The following is a 20,340-nucleotide window of genomic DNA, read 5'->3' as shown; positions in this document are numbered from 1 at the left end:
CCTCACACCCGCTCGAACACCGCCGCAATCCCCTGGCCGCCGCCTATGCACATGGTCTCCAGCCCATAGCGGCCCTTGCGGCGCTCCAGCTCGTGCAGCAGGGTGGCCAGGATGCGCACGCCGGTGGCGCCTATGGGGTGGCCCAGGGAGATGCCGGAGCCGTTGACGTTGAGCTTGTGGTCTATGGCGCCCTGGTCGTTCCACTCCCAGCCCTTGAGCACGGACAGCACCTGGCAGGCAAAGGCTTCGTTGAGTTCCACCAGGTCCATCTGGTCCAGCGTGAGGTTCAGGCGCGCCAGCAGCTTCTTGACGGCGGGCACGGGGCCTATGCCCATGTGCGAGGGCTCGCAGCCTGCGGCGGCCCAGCCCACCAGGGTGGCCATGGGGGTGAGGCCCAGTTCGGCCAGCCGGTCCTCGGCCACGATCAGGCAGGCGGCGCTGGCGTCGTTTTGCTGGCTGGCGTTGCCGGCCGTGACCGTTCCATTGGGCATGAGCACGCGCAGCTTGCCCATGCTGTCGGTGGTGGCGTCGGCGCGAAAGCCTTCGTCGCGCGTGAACAGCACGGGGTCGCCCTTGCGCTGGGGCACCTTGACGGGGACGATCTCGTCGGCGAAGCGGCCCGCCTCCCAGGCGGCGGCGGCGCGCTGGTGGCTGCGCACGGCATAGGCGTCGGCTGCCTCGCGGCTGATGCCGTAGTCGCGCGCCAGGTTCTCGGCGGTCTCGATCATTCCCGAGATCTTTCCGAAGCGCTCCACGGGCTGGGAGCGCTCGCGGCCGCGGTCCAGCCGGTCGTAGAAGCGCACATTGCCCGAGCGCGCACCCCAGCGCATGTCGGTGCTGTAGTACTCGATGTTGCTCATGCTCTCCACGCCGCCTGCGATCACCACGTCGGCGGCGCCGCTTTGCACCATCATGGCCGCCGTGGCCACGGCCTGCAGGCCGCCGCCGCAGCGCCGGTCCAGCTGCATGCCCGGCACCGTCACCGGCAGGCCGGCCTGCAGCGCGGCCCAGCGGCCCACGCAGGGCGTCTCGCTGCTGGCGTAGGACTGGGCGAAGACCACGTCGTCGATGCGTGCGGGGTCGATGCCGCTTTTCTCGACCACGGCGCGCACCGTGGTGGCGGCCAGCTCCTCGACCGATACCGGCCGCAGGCTGCCGCCGAAGGTGCCCACGGGCGTGCGAAGGGGGGTGACGATGGCGGCTCTGCGCATGGTGTTGTCTCCTTGGGAATCAGTGGATCAGTGGATCAGTGGATCAGGAAAAGGCTGCGCCGCATTGGCGCAGCAGGGTATGTGCCTGTTGTTCCAGGTCGGCGCGGTGCTCCGGCGCCGCGATGTCGATCAGCCGTTTCACGCGGCGCGACAGCGTCTGGCCGCGCAGGTCGGCCACGCCGTGTTCGGTGACGATGAGCCCGGCGTCGCTGCGCGGCGTGCTGACGGGGCCGGACAGCCGCGCAACGATGCGCGTGGCCCCCCTGGCCGTGGCGGGCAGGGCGATGATGGGCAGGCCCCCGCGGCTGCGTGCCGCGCCGCGCAGAAAGTCCACGGCGCCCCCCACGGCGCCCACGTAGACGCCGCCCGCCACCTCGGAGTTGATCTGGCCCGTGAGGTCCACCTCCACCGCCGAATTGATGGCAGCCAGCCGGTGGCTGGCGGCCAGCACCTCGGGGTCGTGCGTGTAGCGCGTCTCGCGCAGTTGCAGGGCGGGGTTGCGGTGGGCCCAGCGCCTGAGCGATTCGCCGCCCATGAGGATGCCGCCGATGCCCACGCCGCGGTCCTGGCTCTTGCGCGCGTGGGTCAGCACGCCGGCTTCGGCCAGGGCTGCAATGCCGTCGCCCACGGCGCCGCTGTGCAGGCCCAGGTCGCGGTGGCCGTGCAGGGCGGCGAGCACGGCCTCGGGCAGGTTGCCCACGCCCACCTGCAGCGTGGCGCCGTCTTCGATGAGGGCGGCCACATGGCCGGCAATGGCCTGCTCGGCAGGGCCGGGTGCGCTGCGCGCCTGGTCCAGCGGAGGGTGTTCGGCATCGACCAGCAGGGCGAAGTCGCCGGCCTGCAGGTGCAGGCTGCCGTGCGTCCACGGAATGGCGGGGTTGACCTCGCCGATCAGCACGCGCGCCTTGCGTATGGCGGCCGGCAGGTATTCATGGACCAGGCCCAGGCTGTAGCGGCCTTGTGCATCGGGTGGCGAGACCTGGAGCAGCACCACGTTGGCAGGCAGCAGGCCCTCGTCGATCAGGCCGGGCAGGTGGGAGTAGTGGCTGGGCAGGATGTCCAGCACGCCCGCCTGGGCCAGCGCGCGGTGGGGGCCGCCGGCCGCGTAGCCGAAGAAGTCGATGGCGTCGGCATGCGCCGGCTGCAGCGTGTCCGATGCGCCCATGCCCACGAAGACGCGCAGCCGGCCCTGGCCACCGTGCCGGGCCAGTGCATGGCGCTGCGCGACCACGGCGCGCGTGAGCGTCAGCGGCTCGGCCGTGGCCTGGCCCCACCACAGGGTGTCGCCGGGGCGGATCAGGGCCTGCAGCCTTTCTTGCAGGGCGTCCGGCGACAGCACGCTCATGGCGCGCGGTCCCAGTCGAAGCGCGTGGGCTGCTTGTCCTTGAAGCGCTGCACCGCCTCCTGGTGGTAGTCCGAGCCACGGCACATCGTCTGGGCATAGGCTTCCAGCTCGGCCATGGCGCGTGCGTCCAGCTCGAAGGCCTGGTTCATGGCCGTCTTGGCCATGCCGATGGCGGCTGTGGATGCCTCCCCGAAGCGCCGCGCCAGCGCCAGGGCGGCGGCCTGCAGGGCCTCGCCGTCCTCCACGATCTCGTAGACCATGCCCAGCGACCTGGCTTCCTCGGCCTGCACGGTGCGCGCGGTGAAGACCAGCTCCTTGGCCTTTTGCAGGCCCACGATGCGCGGCAGCATGTGCATGGCGCCCAGGTCGGGCACCAGGCCGATGCGGCCGAACACGGCGCAGAACTTCGCGCGCCGCGTGCACAGCACGAAGTCGGCGGCCAGCGCCAGGCTCAGGCCCGCGCCGAAGGCCGGGCCGTCCACGGCGGCGATCACGGGTTTTTCGAGGTTGACCAGCTCGGGAAACCACTGGTGCAGGCTGCGCATGCGCTGGCGCCAGGGCAGGCCGGCCTGGCTGGCATCCATCATCTGGCTGATGTCGCCGCCCGAGCAGAATGCGCCGCCCGCGCCCGTGAGGATGACGGTGTGCACCTGCGCATCGTCACGCATCTGCGCCACGGCGGCGGCCAGTGCCGGGCGCATGGCCTGGTTGAGCGCGTTGCGGGCCTCGGGCCGGTTCAGCGTGATCGTGCCTATGCCGTCCTGGACGGAGGTCAATACGGGGGAGGTGTTCATGGGAACTCCAGGGCAGGGGGAAGGAGCGGCCTCTTGCGAGGCCGCTGTGCATCAGGCGAGTTCGGCGTAGCCGTGGCTGAGCACGATCTTGTCGCGCTCCAGCACGCGGGCGCGCAACTGCAGCTGGCAGGGCTGGTCGGGCGTGCGCCAGATCTCGGTGACCAGGGTCTCCCCGGGATAGACGGGCGCGGTGAAGCGCACATCCAGTGCCTTCAGGCGCGCGGGATTGCGGTCGCCGCATTGGCGCAGCACGGCATGGGCCACCAGGCCGTAGCTGGCCAGGCCATGCAGGATGGGCCGCTCGAAGCCGGCCTTGCGCGCCACGGCCGGGTCGGCATGCAGCGGGTTGTAGTCGCCCATCAGGCGGTACAGCAGCGCGGCCTCGGGGCGTATGGCCTGGGTGTCGGTGAAGTCGGGCGCGCGGTCCTCCGGCGTGGGGCGCAGCGGCGCCAGGGGCGCGTCGCTGGGCTGGCCGCCGTCCAGCAGGCTGTAGCCGCCATCGCCGCGCAGAAAGCTGACCTGCTGCACGGTGGCCAGCAGCTCGCCCCCGGCGGTCTCCAGGCGCCGCTCGGTGACCATGATGGCGCCCTTGCCCTCACCCTTGTCCGTCAGGTGCGTGATGCGGTTGTGGCCCACCACGTCGGCGCTGGCCGGCAGCGGGCGGTGCAGCCGCATGCGCTGCTCGCCATGCAGCAGCTTCACCCAGTCGATGCCCGTATCGGCCTCGCGCGCCCAGAAGCCCGGGTAGCCCAGCACCACGGCCTGCGAGGGCAGGGCGCGCAGCCCGCCGGGCGCCCCTTCGTAGAAAAAGGGCAGGGCGTCGGCGCACAGCGGATCGCTGCCCAGGCCCAGGCTCAATGCATAGAGCATGGTGTCGCGCTCGCCATAGTGCTGGCGCACGGGCTCGAAGGGACGCTGTTTCAGGTGCTGATAGCTGATGGCCATCACGGTTCCTCTCAGTGGTTGATGGCGCTGGCGCGCTTCAACCCTCGCAACTGGCGCGGCCCGACTCAGGGACACCGAGGAAGGGCCGCCCCGCACCGAGGGTGTCGTCCCCCTCCCTCGCGAAGCGAGTAGAGAGGGGGAAGGCGCGTAGCGCCTCAGGGGGTGTCGTTCAAACAGGATCCCAGCTGAACACGTCGGCGGACCGGTCCAGCGGCACGAACGATGCCTTGAGCGCCGGCATGCCGTGCTCGGCAATGAACTGGGGCGACCAGCCTTCGCTGCGGTGCACCGAGCGCAGCGGGCGCGGCTGGCTCATGACGAAGATCTCGTTGTTGCGCACGGCGAAGACCTGGGCGTTCACGTCGCGGGCCGCGTCGGACAGCAGGTAGACGGCCAGCGGGGCGATCTTGTTGGGCGTCATCTGCTGGATCTTGGCCACGCGCGCCTGCTGCTCGGGCGTGTCGGTGGGGATGGAGCCGATCATGCGGCTCCAGGCGAACGGCGCGATGCAGTTGGAGCGCACGTTGAACTTCTGCATGTCCAGCGCAATGGACTTGGACAGGGCCGTCAGCCCCAGCTTGGCCGCGCTGTAGTTGGCCTGGCCCAGGTTGCCGATCAGGCCCGAGGTCGAGGTCATGTGCACGAAGGCGCCGCTTTCCTGCTCCTTGAAATGGTTGGCGGCCGCGCGGCTCATGTAGTAGCTGCCGTACAGGTGGACCTTGATGACGGCGTCCCACTCGTCCAGGCTCATCTTGTGGAAGAACCGGTCGCGCAGGATGCCGGCGTTGTTGACCACGCCGTCGATGCGGCCGAAGCTGTCCACGGCGCACTGCACGATGCGGCCCGCGCTGGCGGCCTCGGCCACGCTGTCGGTGTTGGCCACGGCCTGGCCGCCTGCGGCCTTGATCTCATCGACCACCTTCTGCGCCGGGCCGGCGTCCGTGCCCTCGCCCGTGGTGGAGGTGCCGATGTCGTTGACCACCACCTTGGCGCCCTCGGCCGCCATGGCCAGCGCCATGTCGCGCCCGATGCCGCCGCCGGCACCCGTCACCACCACTACCTTGTCCTGCATCATTTTCTGCGCCATGGCCTGTCGTCCCCGTTCAGTGTTCGTTGGAAAGAAGTCGGGACCAAGGATGCCGGCAAACGCCGCACCGCGCCATTCGCCAATCACAAGGGCGGACTTCGCGGGAATGAAAGCAGGGGCGGGCAGGCCGCGCCGGCCCAGCCTTCAGCGCGGCCAAAGGCTTGCTTAAGAAAACGCGGATTGCGGGCCGCCGCGCTTGCACCGACCATGGCGGCCATGACAGACAAGCAAGCTACCGACACCCTCGACGCCGCCGCGCTGGCGCACCTTCAGTCCTGGCAGGGCCGCAGCGAAACCCTGGCAGACAGCATCACGGCCGCGCCCGTGGCCGCGCTGTCGGCCACGCTGGACCGGGAAGACCCTGAGCCCACCGACGGCACGGCGCTGCCGCCGCTGTGGCACTGGATGTACTTCCTGCCCCATGCACGCCAAAGCGAGCTGGGCCCCGACGGCCACCCGCGCCGTGGCGGCTTTCTGCCGCCCGTGCCGCTGCCGCGCCGCATGTGGGCCGGCGGGCGCCTGCGCTGGGAGGCAGGCAACGCGCTGCAGGTGGGCCAGAAGGTGCAGCGCCGCTCCACCATCGGCTCGGTCAGCCACAAGAGCGGCCGCTCGGGCGAGCTGCTGTTCGTGCTGGTCGAGCATGCCTACAGCAACGACCAGGGCCTGGCGCTGACCGAGGAGCACGACATCGTCTACCGCGCCGCTGCCCAGCCCGGCGATCCCGCGCCCACGCCGCAGAAGCCGCCGCTGGACGGCCAGCAAACCTGGTCGCGCACCATCGTTCCCGACGACGTGCTGCTGTTCCGCTACTCGGCCCTGACCTTCAACGGCCACCGCATCCACTACGACCGCCGCTACGTCACGGGCGTGGAGGGCTATCCGGGCCTGATCGTGCACGGCCCGCTGATCGCCACCCTGCTGCTGGACCTGCTGCGCCGCGAGCTGCCCCAGGCGCGCGTGCTGTCCTTCGAGTTCAAGGCCGTGCGCCCCACCTTCGACCTGCACGCCTTCAGCGTGCACGGCAAGCCTTCTGCGGACGGCAAGACCGTCGAACTCTGGGCGCAAGACCACGAGGGCTGGCTGACCATGACCGGAAAAGCCACTCTGGCCTGAGACCCCTGAACACCGAGCCTTGAGACCACCATGATCGAACACACGCTTTCCAACAATTTCCCCGAGATCCGCGACGCCATCCGTGCGCTGTGCGCCGAGTTCCCTGACGAGTATTTCCGCAAGATCGACGAGCAGCGCGCCTATCCCGAGACCTTCGTGGACGCGCTGACCAAGGCCGGCTGGCTGGCCGCGCTGATCCCGCAGGAGTACGGCGGCTCTGGCCTGGGCCTGACCGAGGCCAGCGTGATCATGGAAGAGATCAACCGCTGCGGCGGCAACTCGGGCGCCTGCCACGGGCAGATGTACAACATGGGCACGCTGCTGCGCCACGGCTCGCAGGCGCAAAAGGAGAAATACCTGCCGCGCATCGCCTCGGGCGAATGGCGCCTGCAGTCCATGGGCGTGACCGAGCCCACCACGGGCACGGACACCACCAAGATCAAGACCAGCGCCGTCAAGAAGGATGGCCGCTACGTGGTCAACGGCCAGAAGGTCTGGATCAGCCGCGTGCAGCACAGCGACTGGATGATCCTGCTGGCGCGCACCACGCCGCTGGCCGAGGTGAAGAAAAAGAGCGAGGGCATGTCCATCTTCATGGTGGACCTGGCCGAGGCGCAAAAGAGCGGCCTGACCGTGCGCCCCATCCCCAACATGGTCAACCACGAGACCAACGAGCTGTTCTTCGAGAACCTGGAAATCCCCGAGGAGAACCTGATCGGCGAGGAAGGCAAGGGCTTCAAGTACATCCTGGACGGCCTCAACGCCGAGCGCACGCTGATTGCAGCCGAATGCATTGGCGACGGCTACTGGTTCCTGGACCGCGTGACCAACTACGTGCGCGACCGCAACGTGTTCGGCCGCCCCATCGGGCAGAACCAGGGCGTGCAGTTCCCCATTGCCGATGCTTTCATCGAGGTCGAGGCCGCCAACCTCATGCGCTGGAAGGCCTGCGAGATGTTCGACGCCAACCAGGCCATGGGCGCCCAGGCCAACATGGCCAAGTACCTGGCGGCCAAGGCCAGCTGGGAGGCGGCCAATGCCTGCATCCAGTTCCACGGCGGCTTCGGCTTTGCCTGCGAATACGACGTGGAGCGCAAGTTCCGCGAGACGCGCCTGTACCAGGTGGCGCCGATCTCCACGAACCTGATCTATTCCTACGTGGCCGAGCACATCCTCGGTCTGCCGCGTTCGTTCTGAAATGGAAAACCCCCTGAGTCGCTTCGCGCCTTCCCCCTGGAAGGGGGACGACAGCCTCGCTGCGGGGGCGGCCCTTGCTTGCTGTCCCTGGCTTGGAGCGCGCCAGTTGGTCGGGTCGTGGGTTTCGCCAAAGTGCAATGGATTTCCAAGATGAAAAAGCAAAGTCTTCGGCCGCTTGACGGCACCACCGTCGTCTCGCTGGAACATGCGGTGGCCGCACCGTTTTGCACGCGCCAGCTGGCCGACCTGGGCGCGCGCGTGATCAAGGTCGAGCGGCCGGGCAGCGGCGACTTTGCACGCGGCTATGACCAGCGCGTGCAGGGCCAGTCCTCGCACTTCACCTGGATCAACCGCAGCAAGCAGAGCCTGGCGCTGGACCTCAAGCAGGACGAGGCCATGCAGGCGCTGCTGCAGCTGCTGGAGGGTGCCGACGTGCTGGTGCAGAACCTGGCGCCCGGCGCGGCCGCGCGCATGGGCCTGTCCTATGCGGCGCTGCGCGAGCGCTTTCCGCGCCTCATCGTCTGCGACATCAGCGGCTACGGCGCAGACGGCCCCTACCGCGACAAGAAGGCCTACGACCTGCTGATCCAGAGCGAGGCGGGCTTTCTCTCGGTCACGGGCACGCCCGAGGTGCCGTCCAAGGCCGGCATCTCGGTGGCCGACATCGCGGCCGGCATGTATGCGTACACCAATATCCTGTCGGCCCTGCTGCTGCGCGGGCGCACGGGCGAGGGCAGCCACATCGATGTGTCCATGCTGGAGGCGCTGGGCGAGTGGATGGGTTATCCCATGTACTACGCCTTCGACGGCGCGCCGCCGCCGCCGCGCACCGGCGCCTCGCACGCCAGCATCTATCCCTACGGGCCGTTCGAGGCCGGTGACGGCGGGACGGTGATGCTGGGCCTGCAAAACGAACGCGAGTGGAAGCTCTTTTGCGAACAGGTGCTGCTGCAGCCCGCGCTGGCTGCAGACGCGCGCTTCGACAGCAATGCGCGCCGCAACGCCAACCGCGAGGAGCTGCGTGCGCTGATCCTGGGCGTGTTCAACGCGCTCGATGCTGCCCAGGTGGTGCAGCGGCTGGATGCGGCCGGCATTGCCAATGCGCGCGTCAACGACATGGCCGGCCTGTGGGCCCATCCGCAGCTGGCCGCACGCCAGCGCTGGTGCAGCGTGGACACGCCGGCCGGTCCGGTGCAGGCGCTGCTGCCGCCCGGCGCCAACAGCGCCTTCGACTACCGCATGGAGGCCGTGCCCGCCGTGGGCGAGCACAGCGCCGCCATCCTGGCCGAGCTGGGCTGGAGCGCAGAGCGCATCCAGGCTTTGTGCCCGCAGTCTGGAAAACCCACTCCCTGAAACCTGGGCGCATGCGCAGAATGCGCCGGAGACCCCCTCATGAAACATGATCCGCAAGTGAGCATCCATCCGCTGGCCCAGTTCGCCGCCACGCTGCGCTGGGACGACGTTCCCGCCGCCGTGCAGCAGCGCGCCGAAGACCTCTGGGTGGACTGGTTCGGCTCCGTGCTGGCAGGCCAGGGCGCGCGCCCCGTGCAGAGCATCACGCGCTTTGCGCTGTCCCAGGGACTGGCCGGCGGCCCCAGCGAGGTGCTGGGCCAGGACGCCGCCACTTCGCCCATGATGGCTGCCCTGGCCAATGCCGCCGCCTCGCATGTGGCCGAGCAGGACGATGTGCACAACGGCTCGGTCTTCCACCCTGCCGCCGTGGTCTTCCCGCCCGCGCTGGCGGTGGCGCAGAGCATCGGCGCCAGCGGCGCCGAACTCATGGCCGCCTGCGTGGCCGGCTACGAGGTCGGCATCCGCGTGGGCGAGTTCCTGGGCCGCAGCCACTACCGCATCTTCCACACCACGGCCACGGCCGGCACCCTGGCTGCAGCCGCTGCCGTGGGCCGGCTGCTGGGCCTCACGCCCGCGCAGATGCAGCATGCCTTCGGCTCGGCCGGCACGCAGTCGGCAGGGCTGTGGGAATTCCTGCGCACGGGCGCCGACAGCAAGCAGCTGCACACGGCGCATGCGGCCGCTGCGGGCCTGATGTCGGCCTATCTGGCCCAGGACGGATTCACCGGTGCGCAGGACATCTTCACCGGGCCGCAGGGCCTGGCGGCAGGCATGTCCACGGACGCCGATCCCACGCGCCTCACGGATGGCATCGGCACGCGCTGGGCCACGGCCGAGACCTCGTTCAAATGGCATGCCTCCTGCCGCCACACGCACCCGGCTGCCGACGCGCTGCTGCAGGTCATGCAGGACCACGGCCTGGCCCCCGCCGACCTGGCGCAGGTTACCTGCCACGTGCACCAGGGCGCCATCGACGTGCTGGGCCCCGTGGTCGATCCCGGCACGGTGCACCAGAGCAAGTTCTCCATGGGCACGGTGCTGGCGCTGGCCGCGCGCCACGGCCATGCGGGCCTGGACGAGTTCGACAACGAATACCTGGCCGCCACCACGGTGGCCCTGCGCGAGAAGGTGGGCATGGTGCTGGACCCCGAGGTCGATGCCGCCTACCCGCAGCGCTGGATCGGCAAGGTCACCGTGCTCACCACCGATGGCCGCACGCTGCACGGCCGCGTGGAAGAGCCCAAGGGCGATCCGGGCAACACGCTGTCGCGCGAGGAGATCACGGCCAAGGCGCTGCGACTGATCGCCTATGGCGGTGCCCTGCAGGACGACCCCGCCCAGGCCGCTGTAGCGCGGCTGTGGCAGATCGCGCACTGGCCGCGCGTGCAGCGCCTGCTTGACTGAGTTCTTGACTGAGTTTTCGCGCCGGCCCCGGCCGGCGAATCCATGGGAAAGGCGCCACCACAGAGCGCCTCCCGCTTCCACCCAAGTGCACAGGAGACAAACCATGCAACGCACCACTTCTTTCCGCCGCCGCCTCGTTTACGCAGCGGCCGCCGCCTGCGCCCTTGCCGCCGGCGGGACGACCACCGGCGCCCTGGCCGCGGCCTGGCCCGAGAAGCCCGTCGTCCTCGTCGTGCCCTACAGCGCTGGCGGCCCCACCGACGTGGTGGCGCGCCTGCTGGCCGTGCCCATGGGCCAGGTGCTGGGCCAGAGCGTGCTGGTCGAGAACACCGTGGGAGCGGGCGGCACCATTGCGCCCAACCGCGTGGCCAAGGCCAAGGCCGACGGCTACACCATCCTCATCCACCACATGGGCATGGCCACGGCGCCTGCGCTGTACAAGAAGCTGCCCTATGACCCGCTCAAGGACTTCGAGTACATCGGCCAGGTGCTGGACGTGCCCATGACCCTGCTGTCGCGCAAGGACTTCCCGGCCAACAACTTTGCCGAGCTGCTGGACTACGTGAAGAAGAACCAGGAGAAGGTCTCGCTGGCCAATGCCGGCATCGGCGCCGTCTCCCAGCTGTGCGGCATGCTGTTCATGCACCAGGCGGGCGTCAAGCTCACCACCGTGCCCTACAAGGGCGCAGGCCCGGCCATGAACGACCTCATGGGCGGCCAGGTGGACCTGCTGTGCGACCAGACCACGCAGACCGTGCCCGTGATCAAGGACGGCCAGCGCGCCAAGGTCTTCGGCGTGACCACGCCCAAGCGCCTGTCCTCGCTGCCCGACATCCCCACGCTGGACGAACAGGGCCTCAAGGGCTTCGACGTCAAGGTCTGGCACGGCATGTACGCGCCCAAGGGCACGCCCAAGGAGGTGGTCATGGCCATCAACAAGGCGCTGAACGTGGCCATCAAGGACGAGAACGTCAAAAAGCGCATCGCCGAACTCAGCTCCGACCTGGTCACGCCCGACAAGGCCACGCCGGAAGGCCTGCGCACCCACCTGCAGGCCGAGGTGGCGCGCTGGGACAAGGTCATCAAGGCCGCAGGCGTCTCGGCCGAATAAACCGCTCTCCCAAGGACATCCGCATGCACGATCTGGCGCGACAGGCCACTTCCTTTCTCTTCGTCCCCGCCACGCGGCCCGAGCGCCTGGGCAAGGCCCTGGACAGCGGCGCCGACATGGTCATCGCCGACTGGGAGGATGCCGTGGCCCCGGCCGACAAGGACGGCGCCCGCCAGGCGCTGGCCCAGGCCGTGGGTGCGCTGGAAGGCCCGGCCCGTGCCCGCCTGCTGGTGCGCATCAACGCCGAAGGCACGCCCTGGCATGCGGATGACCTGCGCGCGCTGGCGCAGCTGGTGGATCAGGGCGTGGCCGGCGCCATGGTCTCCAAGGCCGAGCGCGCCCAGACCCTGCATGCGGTGGCCCAGGCTGCCGGCGCACGGGCGGCCGTGCTGCCCCTCATCGAAAGCGTGGCCGGCCTGGACGCGGCCGACGCCCTGGCTGCCGCGCCCCAGGTGGTGCGCCTGGCCTTCGGCCACCTGGACTTCCAGGTCGATGCGGGCATGGCCTGCGACCAGGGCGAGGAAGAACTGCTGCCCATGCGCATGGCCCTGGTCCTGGCCTCGCGCCGCGCCGGCATCGGCGCGGCCGTGGACGGCGTGACGGTGGACACGCGCAACCCCGAGCGGCTGGCCCAGGACGCGGCACGCGCGCGGCGCATGGGCTTTGGCGGCAAGCTGTGCATCCACCCGGCCCAGGTCCAGCCCCTGCACGCCGTCTTCGACCCCGATGCAGCGGCCGTGGCCCACGCGCAGCGCCTGCGCCAGACCCTGGCCGAGGCCGGAGGCGGCGTCTGCGTGCTGGACGGCCGCATGGTCGATGCGCCCGTGCTCAAGCAGGCCGAACAGGTGCTGCTGCGCCATGCCTGGGCGCAACAGAGATCTCCAGCACGATCTTGATAAAAATGAGACTGAAAGGCCGTTTTGCACTCAGAGTTTTCTGATTCTGGTGCAAGCAGTCCAATGATTTCCCTGATGGTGAATCCATCTGCCTCGAATACGCTTGGCCAACTCGATTGATTTCGAGACGGCGGTTTCTTGATCCGGTGTCTCCACCCACGGTGGCACCCAGGCAAAGGAGCGTGTGATGGCAGTGATCTCGGGGACGGCATCGAACAGCGGATTCAACGGCCAGTTGAATGACCGACTTGAAGACCGAATGGATGACCGACTGGATAACCGATTGAATCGGCGCCAGGCGCTGGCCCTGGCGGCCGGCGCCGTGGCGGCGGGGCCCGGCAGCGTGCTGGCGCAGGCCGGCTTTGCCACGCGGCCCGTGCGCATCGTCGTGCCCTTTGCGGCGGGCGGCGCCACCGACGTGATTGCGCGCATCCTGGGCGAGCGCATGGCCCAGCAGCTGGGCCAGACCGTGGTGGTGGACAACAAGCCCGGTGCGGCCGGACTGATCGGCGGCGAAATGGTGGTCCGCTCCGCGCCCGACGGGCTCACCCTGCTGCTGGGCACCACCTCCACCATGCTCACCAACAAATACCTCTACAAGAAGACCGCCTACGACCCGCTGACCGACCTCACGCCCCTGTCGCGTGTGTGCATGGCGCCCATCGCCCTGGTGGTCACGGCCGACGTGCCCGCCACCAACCTGCGCGAATTCATGGCCTGGGCCCAGGCCAACGCGGGCAAGCTCTCGTATGGCTCCTACGGCATAGGCTCGCACGGCCACCTGGCCTGCGCCGTGCTCAGCGACATGGCCGGTGCCGGCATGGCGCATGCGGCCTACCGGGGCGAGGCGCTGATGGTGCAGGACATGCTGGGCGGGCGCATCCCCATCGGCATGGGCAGCCTGCTCACGCTCAAGCCCCATATCGATGCAGGCAAGCTGCGCGCCCTGGCCGTTACCGGCACGCGCCGCGTGCCCCTGCTGCCCGAGGTACCCACCTTTGCCGAGGCCGGCTACCGCCACGAGGCCATGGAACTGTCCGGCTGGCTGGCCATCGCCGGCCCCAGGGGCCTGCCGGCCGACCTCACGCAGCAATGGAGCGAGATCTCCAACCGCGCCGTGGCCAGCCGCGAAGGCACGGCCCGCATCATCGCCGCCGGTTTCGTGCCCGTGGATGACGACACGCCCCAGCGCTTCGGCAAGGCCTGGGCGCAAGAGGCTCCGGTCTGGGGGCGGCTGCTGCAGTCGGCGGGGGTGCAACCCGGTTGATGGCGCACAGCGGCCCTGGTTGCCCAAGGCTGCACTCATGCCCTGTGCTGTAATCGCCCCTCCTCAGGCGGCCCCGGTGGTGCAATGCCATGGCGGGACAGCCCGTGGTTTCTCAAACATTCAAGAGAGGGTATTACCGTGAGTGCATTGGTCATCAAGGCCTGGAAAGCCAGCGAGCAACCCATAGACGACAAGGGCAACCACATTGCCATCACAGGCCGCGAAGGCGGCCTGGTCGCCTGGATCCTGTCCAAGGTCAACATCGATCCCACCACCACCATCCGCGTGGGCAGCGAGCGCCTGGAGTTCAGCAGCGCCTCGCTGTCGGGCACCCAGTCGCGCCTGATCCCGCTGCAGGGCATCTGCTCCACCTACTACGGCTATCACAAGCCCTGGAAGACGGCGCTGGGCATCGGTGCCCTGTCCCTGTTCATGGGCGGGTCGATGATGGCCCAGAGCTTCTTTGCAGGCCTGGTGGTCATGCTGATCGGCTGGGGCATCGCCGCCGTCATCTACTTCCTGAACCGCACCCTGACGCTGGGCTTCATCGAGAACAGCGGCGCAGTCAACGGCATCCAGTTCAAGCGCTCGGTGATCGAGAACATCGACATCACGCAGGAGCAGGCCAGGCAGGTCTGCGAACTGATGCAAAAGCTGATAGAGGCCAAGGAAAAGCGGCTCTGACGACGCGGCGGCACGCAAGTGCCGTCCGGCGCCATCCGGCGCCGCGCGTGCCCTGCGCTCAGGCCTGTGCCGGGCTGCGCGCCATCAGCTTGAAGGTGCCGGTGGCCAGGGCCACCAGGGTGCCGTCCTCGGAACGCACTTCGCCGCGCGCGAAGCTGATGGAGCGGCCGCGCCGCTCGCAGTGGGCGGTGGCGATGAGATCGCCGCTGCCGGCGGAGACGTAGTGCAGCGTGAGGTCGATGGTGGCCACGCCGAAGGCCGTGGGGTCATGCGAGCGGCAGGCCGAGGCCAGGGCGCAGTCCAGCAGCGAGGCGATGGCGCCGCCGTGCACGTCGCCGCGGCTGTTGGCCTGGTCCGGTTGAAAGCCCATGCGGATCTGGGCGCGGTCATCGCCGATGCGTTCACCGCTGAGCTTCATGGCGCGGGCCATGGGCATGGGCAGGCCGAAGAGGATGCCGGGCGCCTCGCCTTCGAAGGGGTTGGCCGGGTGGTCTTTGATGGGTGTATTCATGGACATGATCATCGCATTGGGCGCGGCGCTCGAGACTGGCGTGTACCGACTCCGGGGCACCTAGGAAGGGCCTACGCCGGCCGCGCCGCCCCGCACCGAGGGTGCCGCCGGTTGCCCGGATGCCCCCCTCCCGCGAAGCGAGAGAGGGCGCCGTGCACACGGGGGAAGCGGCGCAGCCGCTCAGGGGGTGACTTTCAATCCACCCGTGCACCTGTCGATTTGACGACAGTGGCCCAGCGCGTGATTTCCTTGTCGATATGCGCCTGCAGCGCCTCGGGCGTGGAGCCCACGGGCTCGTAGCCGCCGGCGGCCAGCTGGGCCTGCAGCGCGGGCTGGCGCAGGGCGGAGGCGATCTCGCGGCTCAGGCGCTGGGTGGCTTCGGCGGGCGTGCCGGCCGGCGCGATGACGGCGTACCAGCCGGTCACGTCGAAGCCTGCGATGCCCTGCTCCTGGATGGTGGCCACCTCGGGCGCCAGCGCCGAGCGCTGCGGGCTGGTGACGGCCAGCGCGTGCATGCGCCCGCTGCGGATATGGGGCATGGAGGTGGAGATGCTGTCGAAGGTCAGGTCGATGTCGCCGGCCAGCATGGCGTTGACCACGCCCGCGCTGCCCTTGTAGGGCACATGGGTCATGCGCACGCCTGCCATGGAACCGAAGTACTCGGCCGCAAGATGCCCCGTGTTGCCGTTGCCCGCCGAGCCGAAGGTGAGCTTGCCGGGGTTGGCCTTGGCGGCCTGGATGAGTTCCTGGATGTTCCTGGCCGGCAGCTTGCTGCTGGCCGCAACCACCATGGGCAGGTTGGCCACCAAAGACACGGGCGCGAAGTCGCGGCGGGTGTCGTAGGGCAGCTTGGGATAGAGGCTGTCGTTGATGGCATGGGCGGCCAGCACCATGAGCACGGTGTAGCCATCGGGCCTGGCGCGCGCCACGTATTGCGAGGCCAGCGTGCCGCCTGCGCCGGGCTTGTACTCCAGCACCACGGGCTGGCCCAGCTGCTGCTGCAGCTGCACGGCCAGCGGGCGGCCCAGGAGGTCGGCACTGCCGCCGGGCGGATAGGGAATGACCAGCTGGATGGGCTTGGCAGGCCAGGCCTCGGCAGCATGGGCGAGATGGGTGGCCGGGGCCAGCAGGGCGCAGGTCGCCAGGGCCAGGCAGGACAGCAGGCGGCGGCGCGGGAGTGGGTGCATGGGCATGGGCATGGGGGGACTCCGTTTCATGAAGAGGACAGGGCGCCGGCCTGGTACTGCTCGCGCAGCGCGCGCTTGAGCACTTTGCCGATCTCGCTGCGCGGCAGGCTGGCGGCCAGCCGCAGCTCGGCCACGCGCTGGGTCTTGCCCACGCGGGCGTTGAGCCATTCGCGCAGCTCGGCGGCCGAGGGCGTGGCATCGGGGCGCGCCACGGCGTAGGCCACGGGGGTCTCGCCCCAAGCATCGGAGGGCACGCCGATCACTGCGCATTCGGCCACCTGCGGGTGCTGCAGCAGCACGGACTCGATGTCGCTCGGGTAGACGTTGAAGCCGCCCGTGATGATCATGTCCTTCTTGCGGTCGCCCAGCACGATGAAGCCGTCCTCGTCCAGGCGGCCCACGTCGCCGCTGCGGATGAAGCGCAGGCCCTGGGCATCGAACCATTCGGCCTCCTGCGTCTTGTCGGGCAGGCGGTGGTAGCCGCTCATCATCCCGGCCGAGCGGCCCACGATCTCGCCCTGCTCGCCGTGCGGCAGTTCGCGGCCCTGCTCATCGATGAAGCGGATGTCGGCGCCCGGCCCTGGCCTGCCCACGGTGTGCAGCTTGTCGGGGAAGTCATGGCAGTGCAGCTCGCAGCGCACGCCGCCTTCGGTCATGCCGTAGTACTCGATGAGCCGTCCGGGCCAGCGGCGCAGCACCTCGGCCTTGAGCGCGGGATGGAACGGCGCGCTGGTGCAGAACTTGTGCCGCAGACGGCTCAGGTCGGCGCCGTCGAACCCCGGGCACTGCATCAGCCGCTGGTACTGCACGGGCACGAGCATGGTGTGGGTGGCACGGTGGCGCTCGGTCAGTTCCAGGTAGTGCGCCGCGTCGAACTTGCGCATCAGCACCAGGGTGCCGCCCAGCCCCAGGGTGGGCAGGGCCGCGACCAGGGTGGTGTTGGAGTACAGCGGCGTGGCGCACAGCGAGACGGCATCGGGCCCGTAGCCGTTGTGGATGGCACGTTGCACGTGGGCCCAGCGCATGGCCCAGGACTGGACGATGCCCTTGGGCACGCCCGTGGTGCCCGAGGAGTAGATGACGTTGAAAGGCCAGTCGGGCTGGGGGTGGATGGGCGTGGGTGCCGTGCCATGGTCCGCTTCGTCCGCAGCCAGCCATTGCGACCACGGCATGCCGGCTTCGGCAGCGCCGTCCAGGGCCACGCATTGCAGATCCTGTCCGGCCTGCAGCGGCCATTGCGCGGCGGTTTCCGCATCGCGCAGCACCAGCCGGGCGCCGCAGTTGTCCAGCATGGCGCTCAGGTGGCCGGCCGTGGCCGACGGGGCCAGCGGCGCCACGGCCACGCCCGCGCGCAACGCACCCAGGAAGGCCAGCACGTACTCGGGCGAGCTGCCCGCGCAGATGGCCACCACGTCGCCGGGGCCCAGGCCCTGGCGTTGCAGGCGCAGGGCCACGCGGTCCATGCCCAGGCGCAGCGCGGCGTAGTCGAGGCTGCGGCCGTCCATGGCCAGGGCGGTGTGGCGGGGGCGCTGGCTGGCCTGCAGCGCGACGAGTTCGGGCAGCGAGCCAAAGGGCTGGCGCAGCAGGGCGGCGATGTCTTCTTGCATGGGGGGGCGGACGGGAGGGGAGAACTATTCCAGCGACAGGCCTGCGGCCTTGACGATCTGGGCCCAGCTCTTGCGTTCCTGGGCGATGAAGGCGTCGTACTCGGCCGGTGTCTCGCCACCGGGCACGCCGCCCAGGTCGGCAAAGCGCTGGCGCACTTCGGCCGTCTGCATGGCACGCCGGGCAGATTCCTGGATGCGGCCGACCACGGCATCGGGCGTGCCGGCCGGTGCCAGCAGCCCGAACCAGGCCGTGACCTGCATGGGCACGCCGGCCTCGGTCATGGTGGGCACCTCGGGCAACTGGGCCGAGCGCGTGGCGCTGGTGATGGCCAGCGCGCGGAACTTGCCGCTCCTGATGTGCGGCATGGAGCTGGGCAGGTTGTCGATCATGTAGTCCACCTGCTGGCCCAGCAGCGCCGTGACCGCAGGCGCGGCACCGGGAAAGGGCACGAGCGTGACCTCGATGCCGGCCTTCTGGCGGAACATCTCCGAGGACATGTGCGGCGACTGGCCCACGCCCGAGGTGGACACGTTCAGGCGCCGGGTCCTGGCCAGCTCCACCAGCTCGCGCACGCTGCGCACGGGCGAATCGGCATGGACCACGAGGATGTTGGGCACGGAGATCACATTGGTGATGCCGCGCAGGTCGCTTTCCTTGTAGCTGAGCTGCTTGTACAGGCTGAAATTGATGGCCACCGGGCCGATGTTGCCCATGAGCAGCGTGTAGCCATCGGGCCTGGCGCGCGCCACCTGGGCCGTGCCGATGCTGCCGCCGCCCCCGCCCTTGTTCTCCACCACCACCGACGTGCCCAGGTCCTTGCCCATCTTCTCGGCCAGCACGCGCGCGGCAATGTCCGTGGTGCCGCCAGCGGCGGCCGGCACGACGATGGTGATGGGGCGTTCAGGCCAGGCCGCCGCCAGCGCGGAGGCAGGAGCCAGGGAGAAAAAAGGCAAAGAGGCCAGCAGGGCCAGCAGGCTGCGGCGGACGGTCATGGGCAGTCTCCAGTTCACTGCCCGCAACGATAGAAAACCCTGGGCCACAGGGCACCAGGGTTTGACTGGAGATCCGCTTCACCATTCGGAAACCCGCGCTTAGGCCCACTGGAACGCGTGCTAACCCCTTGCCGAAAAGGCGGCCACAAGAAAAAAGGCGCCGAAGCGCCTTTCATTGACCGTGTGGTGCACAGCGCCAAAAACTGGCGCGGCCCAAGTCAGGGACACCGAGCAAGGGCCGCCCCGCCGCGAGGGTGTCGTCCCCCTCCCTTGCGAAGCAAGCAGAGAGGGGGAAGGCGCGTCAGCGCCTCAGGGCGTGATCAGGGATACAGTCCCCGCATCTCGCGGGCATGCAGGATGCGCTGGCAGGCCACGATGAAGGTGGCGGTGCGCAGCGTCACGCCGTGCTGCTGGGCCACCTGCCAGATGGCCGCGAAGGCGTCCTGCATGATGCGCACCAGGCGGGCGTTGATCTCGTCCTCGCTCCAGAAGAAGCTGGAGAAGTCCTGCACCCATTCGAAGTAGCTCACCGTCACGCCGCCGGCATTGGCCAGCACGTCGGGCAGCACCAGCACGCCCTTTTCGGTCAGGATGTCGTCGGCCTCGGTGGTGGTGGGGCCGTTGGCACCCTCGATCACCATCTTGGCCTTGATCTTGCCGGCGTTGTCCTTGGTGATCTGACCTTCCAGTGCGGCGGGGATCAGGATGTCGCAGTCCACGCCCCAGAAATCGGCAGCGTCCATGGCCTCGGCGCCGTCAAAGCCGCCCACGCCGCCCTTGGCGGCCACGTGGGCCAGCAGGGCCGTCACATCCAGGCCGTTGGCGTTGCGGATGGTGCCGGTGTGGTCCTGCACGGCCACGACCTTGGCGCCCGCGTCGGCGAACAGCTTGCCGGCCGTGCCGCCCACGTTGCCGAAGCCCTGCACGGCAATGCGCGCGCCCTGGACCGACAGGCCGGTCAGCTTGGCCGCTTCCACGCCCACGGTGAACACGCCGCGGCCGGTGGCCTCGACGCGGCCCAGCGAGCCGCCCAGGTCCACGGGCTTGCCCGTGACCACGCCGGTGGCGGTGGCGCCGGTGTTCATGGAGTAGGTGTCCATCATCCAGGACATGATCTGGCCGTTCGTGTTGACGTCAGGCGCTGGAATGTCCTTGGAGGGGCCGATCAGCAGGCCGATCTCGCTGGTGTAGCGGCGCGTCAGGCGCTCCAGCTCACCGCGCGACAGCGTCTTGGGATCGACACGGATGCCGCCCTTGGCGCCGCCGTAGGGCACGTTGACGGCCGCGTTCTTGACCGACATCCAGGCCGACAGGGCCATGACTTCGGACAGGGTCACGTCCTGGTGGAAGCGCACGCCGCCCTTGCCGGGGCCGCGGCTCAGGTTGTGCTGCACGCGGTAGCCTTCGTAGTGGGCGATGGTGCCGTTGTCCAGCTCGATCGGCACATCGACGATCAGGATGCGCTTGGGGCGCTTGAGGGTTTCGACCCAGCGGGCGAGATGGCCCAGGTAGGGGGTGACGCGATCGACCTGCTGCAGGTAATTGCCCCAGGGGCCGAGGTGATCGGCCTGCAGGTAGGAAGGGATGGCGTGGTTGGTAACGCCGGCCGAAGCGGGTTGCTGCATGGTGGTTCCA

General features: G+C 69.3%; 18 protein-coding genes. 8 read left to right on the top strand and 10 right to left on the bottom strand.

What is annotated here, in order from left to right:
- Positions 1-2 precede the first annotated feature (2 nt).
- The 5 genes from HFGMBDPB_RS13050 to HFGMBDPB_RS13030 form a co-directional block, all read right to left on the bottom strand.
- Positions 3-1,211: an acetyl-CoA C-acetyltransferase gene (locus HFGMBDPB_RS13050; RefSeq protein WP_013800084.1), complete on the bottom strand. Its 1,209-nt coding sequence runs from the start codon at positions 1,209-1,211 to the stop codon at positions 3-5.
- Positions 1,212-1,254: 43 nt separating this feature from the next.
- On the bottom strand, positions 1,255-2,556 hold the full coding sequence (locus tag HFGMBDPB_RS13045) for an acetyl-CoA hydrolase/transferase family protein (RefSeq protein ID WP_212645537.1): 1,302 nt from the start codon (positions 2,554-2,556) through the stop codon (positions 1,255-1,257).
- Positions 2,553-3,350, bottom strand: coding sequence for an enoyl-CoA hydratase/isomerase family protein (locus tag HFGMBDPB_RS13040; protein ID WP_016450246.1), 798 nt, complete (start codon positions 3,348-3,350; stop codon positions 2,553-2,555). Before HFGMBDPB_RS13040 ends, HFGMBDPB_RS13045 begins: the two co-directional genes overlap by 4 nt.
- Positions 3,351-3,401: 51 nt before the next feature.
- Positions 3,402-4,295, bottom strand: a complete 894-nt coding sequence (locus HFGMBDPB_RS13035) for a MaoC family dehydratase (protein WP_154833071.1) — start codon at positions 4,293-4,295, stop codon at positions 3,402-3,404.
- Between the two features lie 169 nt (positions 4,296-4,464).
- A complete protein-coding gene (locus tag HFGMBDPB_RS13030) occupies positions 4,465-5,382 on the bottom strand; it encodes an SDR family NAD(P)-dependent oxidoreductase (protein WP_016452187.1) in 918 nt (305 codons plus the stop codon).
- Positions 5,383-5,589: 207 nt separating this feature from the next.
- On the opposite strand from HFGMBDPB_RS13030, the gene HFGMBDPB_RS13025 reads away from it, so the two are divergent.
- From HFGMBDPB_RS13025 to HFGMBDPB_RS12990, 8 genes are all read left to right on the top strand, one after another.
- Entirely contained in the window at positions 5,590-6,495 is a 906-nt protein-coding gene (locus HFGMBDPB_RS13025; protein ID WP_212645536.1) for an HTD2 family dehydratase, read from the top strand.
- 30 nt (positions 6,496-6,525) lie between these two features.
- A complete protein-coding gene (locus HFGMBDPB_RS13020; RefSeq protein ID WP_012202137.1) occupies positions 6,526-7,692 on the top strand; it encodes an acyl-CoA dehydrogenase family protein in 1,167 nt (388 codons plus the stop codon).
- Between the two features lie 150 nt (positions 7,693-7,842).
- Positions 7,843-9,045 (top strand): CaiB/BaiF CoA transferase family protein, encoded by a 1,203-nt coding sequence (locus HFGMBDPB_RS13015; RefSeq protein WP_061287490.1) that lies wholly within the window; start codon positions 7,843-7,845, stop codon positions 9,043-9,045.
- Between the two features lie 39 nt (positions 9,046-9,084).
- Positions 9,085-10,449 (top strand): MmgE/PrpD family protein, encoded by a 1,365-nt coding sequence (locus HFGMBDPB_RS13010; protein WP_212645535.1) that lies wholly within the window; start codon positions 9,085-9,087, stop codon positions 10,447-10,449.
- 103 nt (positions 10,450-10,552) lie between these two features.
- Positions 10,553-11,560 (top strand): tripartite tricarboxylate transporter substrate binding protein BugD, encoded by a 1,008-nt coding sequence (locus HFGMBDPB_RS13005; RefSeq protein WP_013800091.1) that lies wholly within the window; start codon positions 10,553-10,555, stop codon positions 11,558-11,560.
- Between the two features lie 23 nt (positions 11,561-11,583).
- Positions 11,584-12,456: an HpcH/HpaI aldolase/citrate lyase family protein gene (locus HFGMBDPB_RS13000; RefSeq protein WP_212645534.1), complete on the top strand. Its 873-nt coding sequence runs from the start codon at positions 11,584-11,586 to the stop codon at positions 12,454-12,456.
- A 187-nt stretch (positions 12,457-12,643) separates the two neighbouring features.
- Positions 12,644-13,723 carry a Bug family tripartite tricarboxylate transporter substrate binding protein gene (locus HFGMBDPB_RS12995; protein ID WP_212645533.1) on the top strand — a complete coding sequence of 360 codons (1,080 nt, stop codon included), beginning with the start codon at positions 12,644-12,646 and terminating at the stop codon, positions 13,721-13,723.
- A 138-nt stretch (positions 13,724-13,861) separates the two neighbouring features.
- The gene (locus HFGMBDPB_RS12990; RefSeq protein WP_012202143.1) at positions 13,862-14,407 is read left to right on the top strand and encodes a hypothetical protein; all 546 of its coding nucleotides are present in this window, start codon (positions 13,862-13,864) and stop codon (positions 14,405-14,407) included.
- Between the two features lie 58 nt (positions 14,408-14,465).
- On the opposite strand, the gene HFGMBDPB_RS12985 is transcribed toward HFGMBDPB_RS12990, so the two are convergent.
- The 5 genes from HFGMBDPB_RS12985 to HFGMBDPB_RS12965 form a co-directional block, all read right to left on the bottom strand.
- Positions 14,466-14,918, bottom strand: coding sequence for a PaaI family thioesterase (locus HFGMBDPB_RS12985; RefSeq protein WP_017406880.1), 453 nt, complete (start codon positions 14,916-14,918; stop codon positions 14,466-14,468).
- A 194-nt stretch (positions 14,919-15,112) separates the two neighbouring features.
- Complete coding sequence (locus HFGMBDPB_RS12980; protein WP_155524846.1) at positions 15,113-16,111, bottom strand: tripartite tricarboxylate transporter substrate binding protein; 999 nt, start codon at positions 16,109-16,111, stop codon at positions 15,113-15,115.
- A 20-nt stretch (positions 16,112-16,131) separates the two neighbouring features.
- Positions 16,132-17,712 (bottom strand): class I adenylate-forming enzyme family protein, encoded by a 1,581-nt coding sequence (locus HFGMBDPB_RS12975; protein WP_212645532.1) that lies wholly within the window; start codon positions 17,710-17,712, stop codon positions 16,132-16,134.
- 24 nt (positions 17,713-17,736) lie between these two features.
- The gene (locus HFGMBDPB_RS12970) at positions 17,737-18,705 is read right to left on the bottom strand and encodes a Bug family tripartite tricarboxylate transporter substrate binding protein (protein ID WP_212645531.1); all 969 of its coding nucleotides are present in this window, start codon (positions 18,703-18,705) and stop codon (positions 17,737-17,739) included.
- A 320-nt stretch (positions 18,706-19,025) separates the two neighbouring features.
- Positions 19,026-20,330: a Glu/Leu/Phe/Val family dehydrogenase gene (locus HFGMBDPB_RS12965; RefSeq protein WP_016450234.1), complete on the bottom strand. Its 1,305-nt coding sequence runs from the start codon at positions 20,328-20,330 to the stop codon at positions 19,026-19,028.
- Between the last annotated feature and the right edge of the window lie 10 nt (positions 20,331-20,340).

It is taken from the genome of Delftia sp. PE138, assembly GCF_018320755.1.
GTDB lineage: Bacteria > Pseudomonadota > Gammaproteobacteria > Burkholderiales > Burkholderiaceae_C > Comamonas > Comamonas tsuruhatensis.
This window is presented reverse-complemented; position numbering and strand designations above follow the sequence as displayed.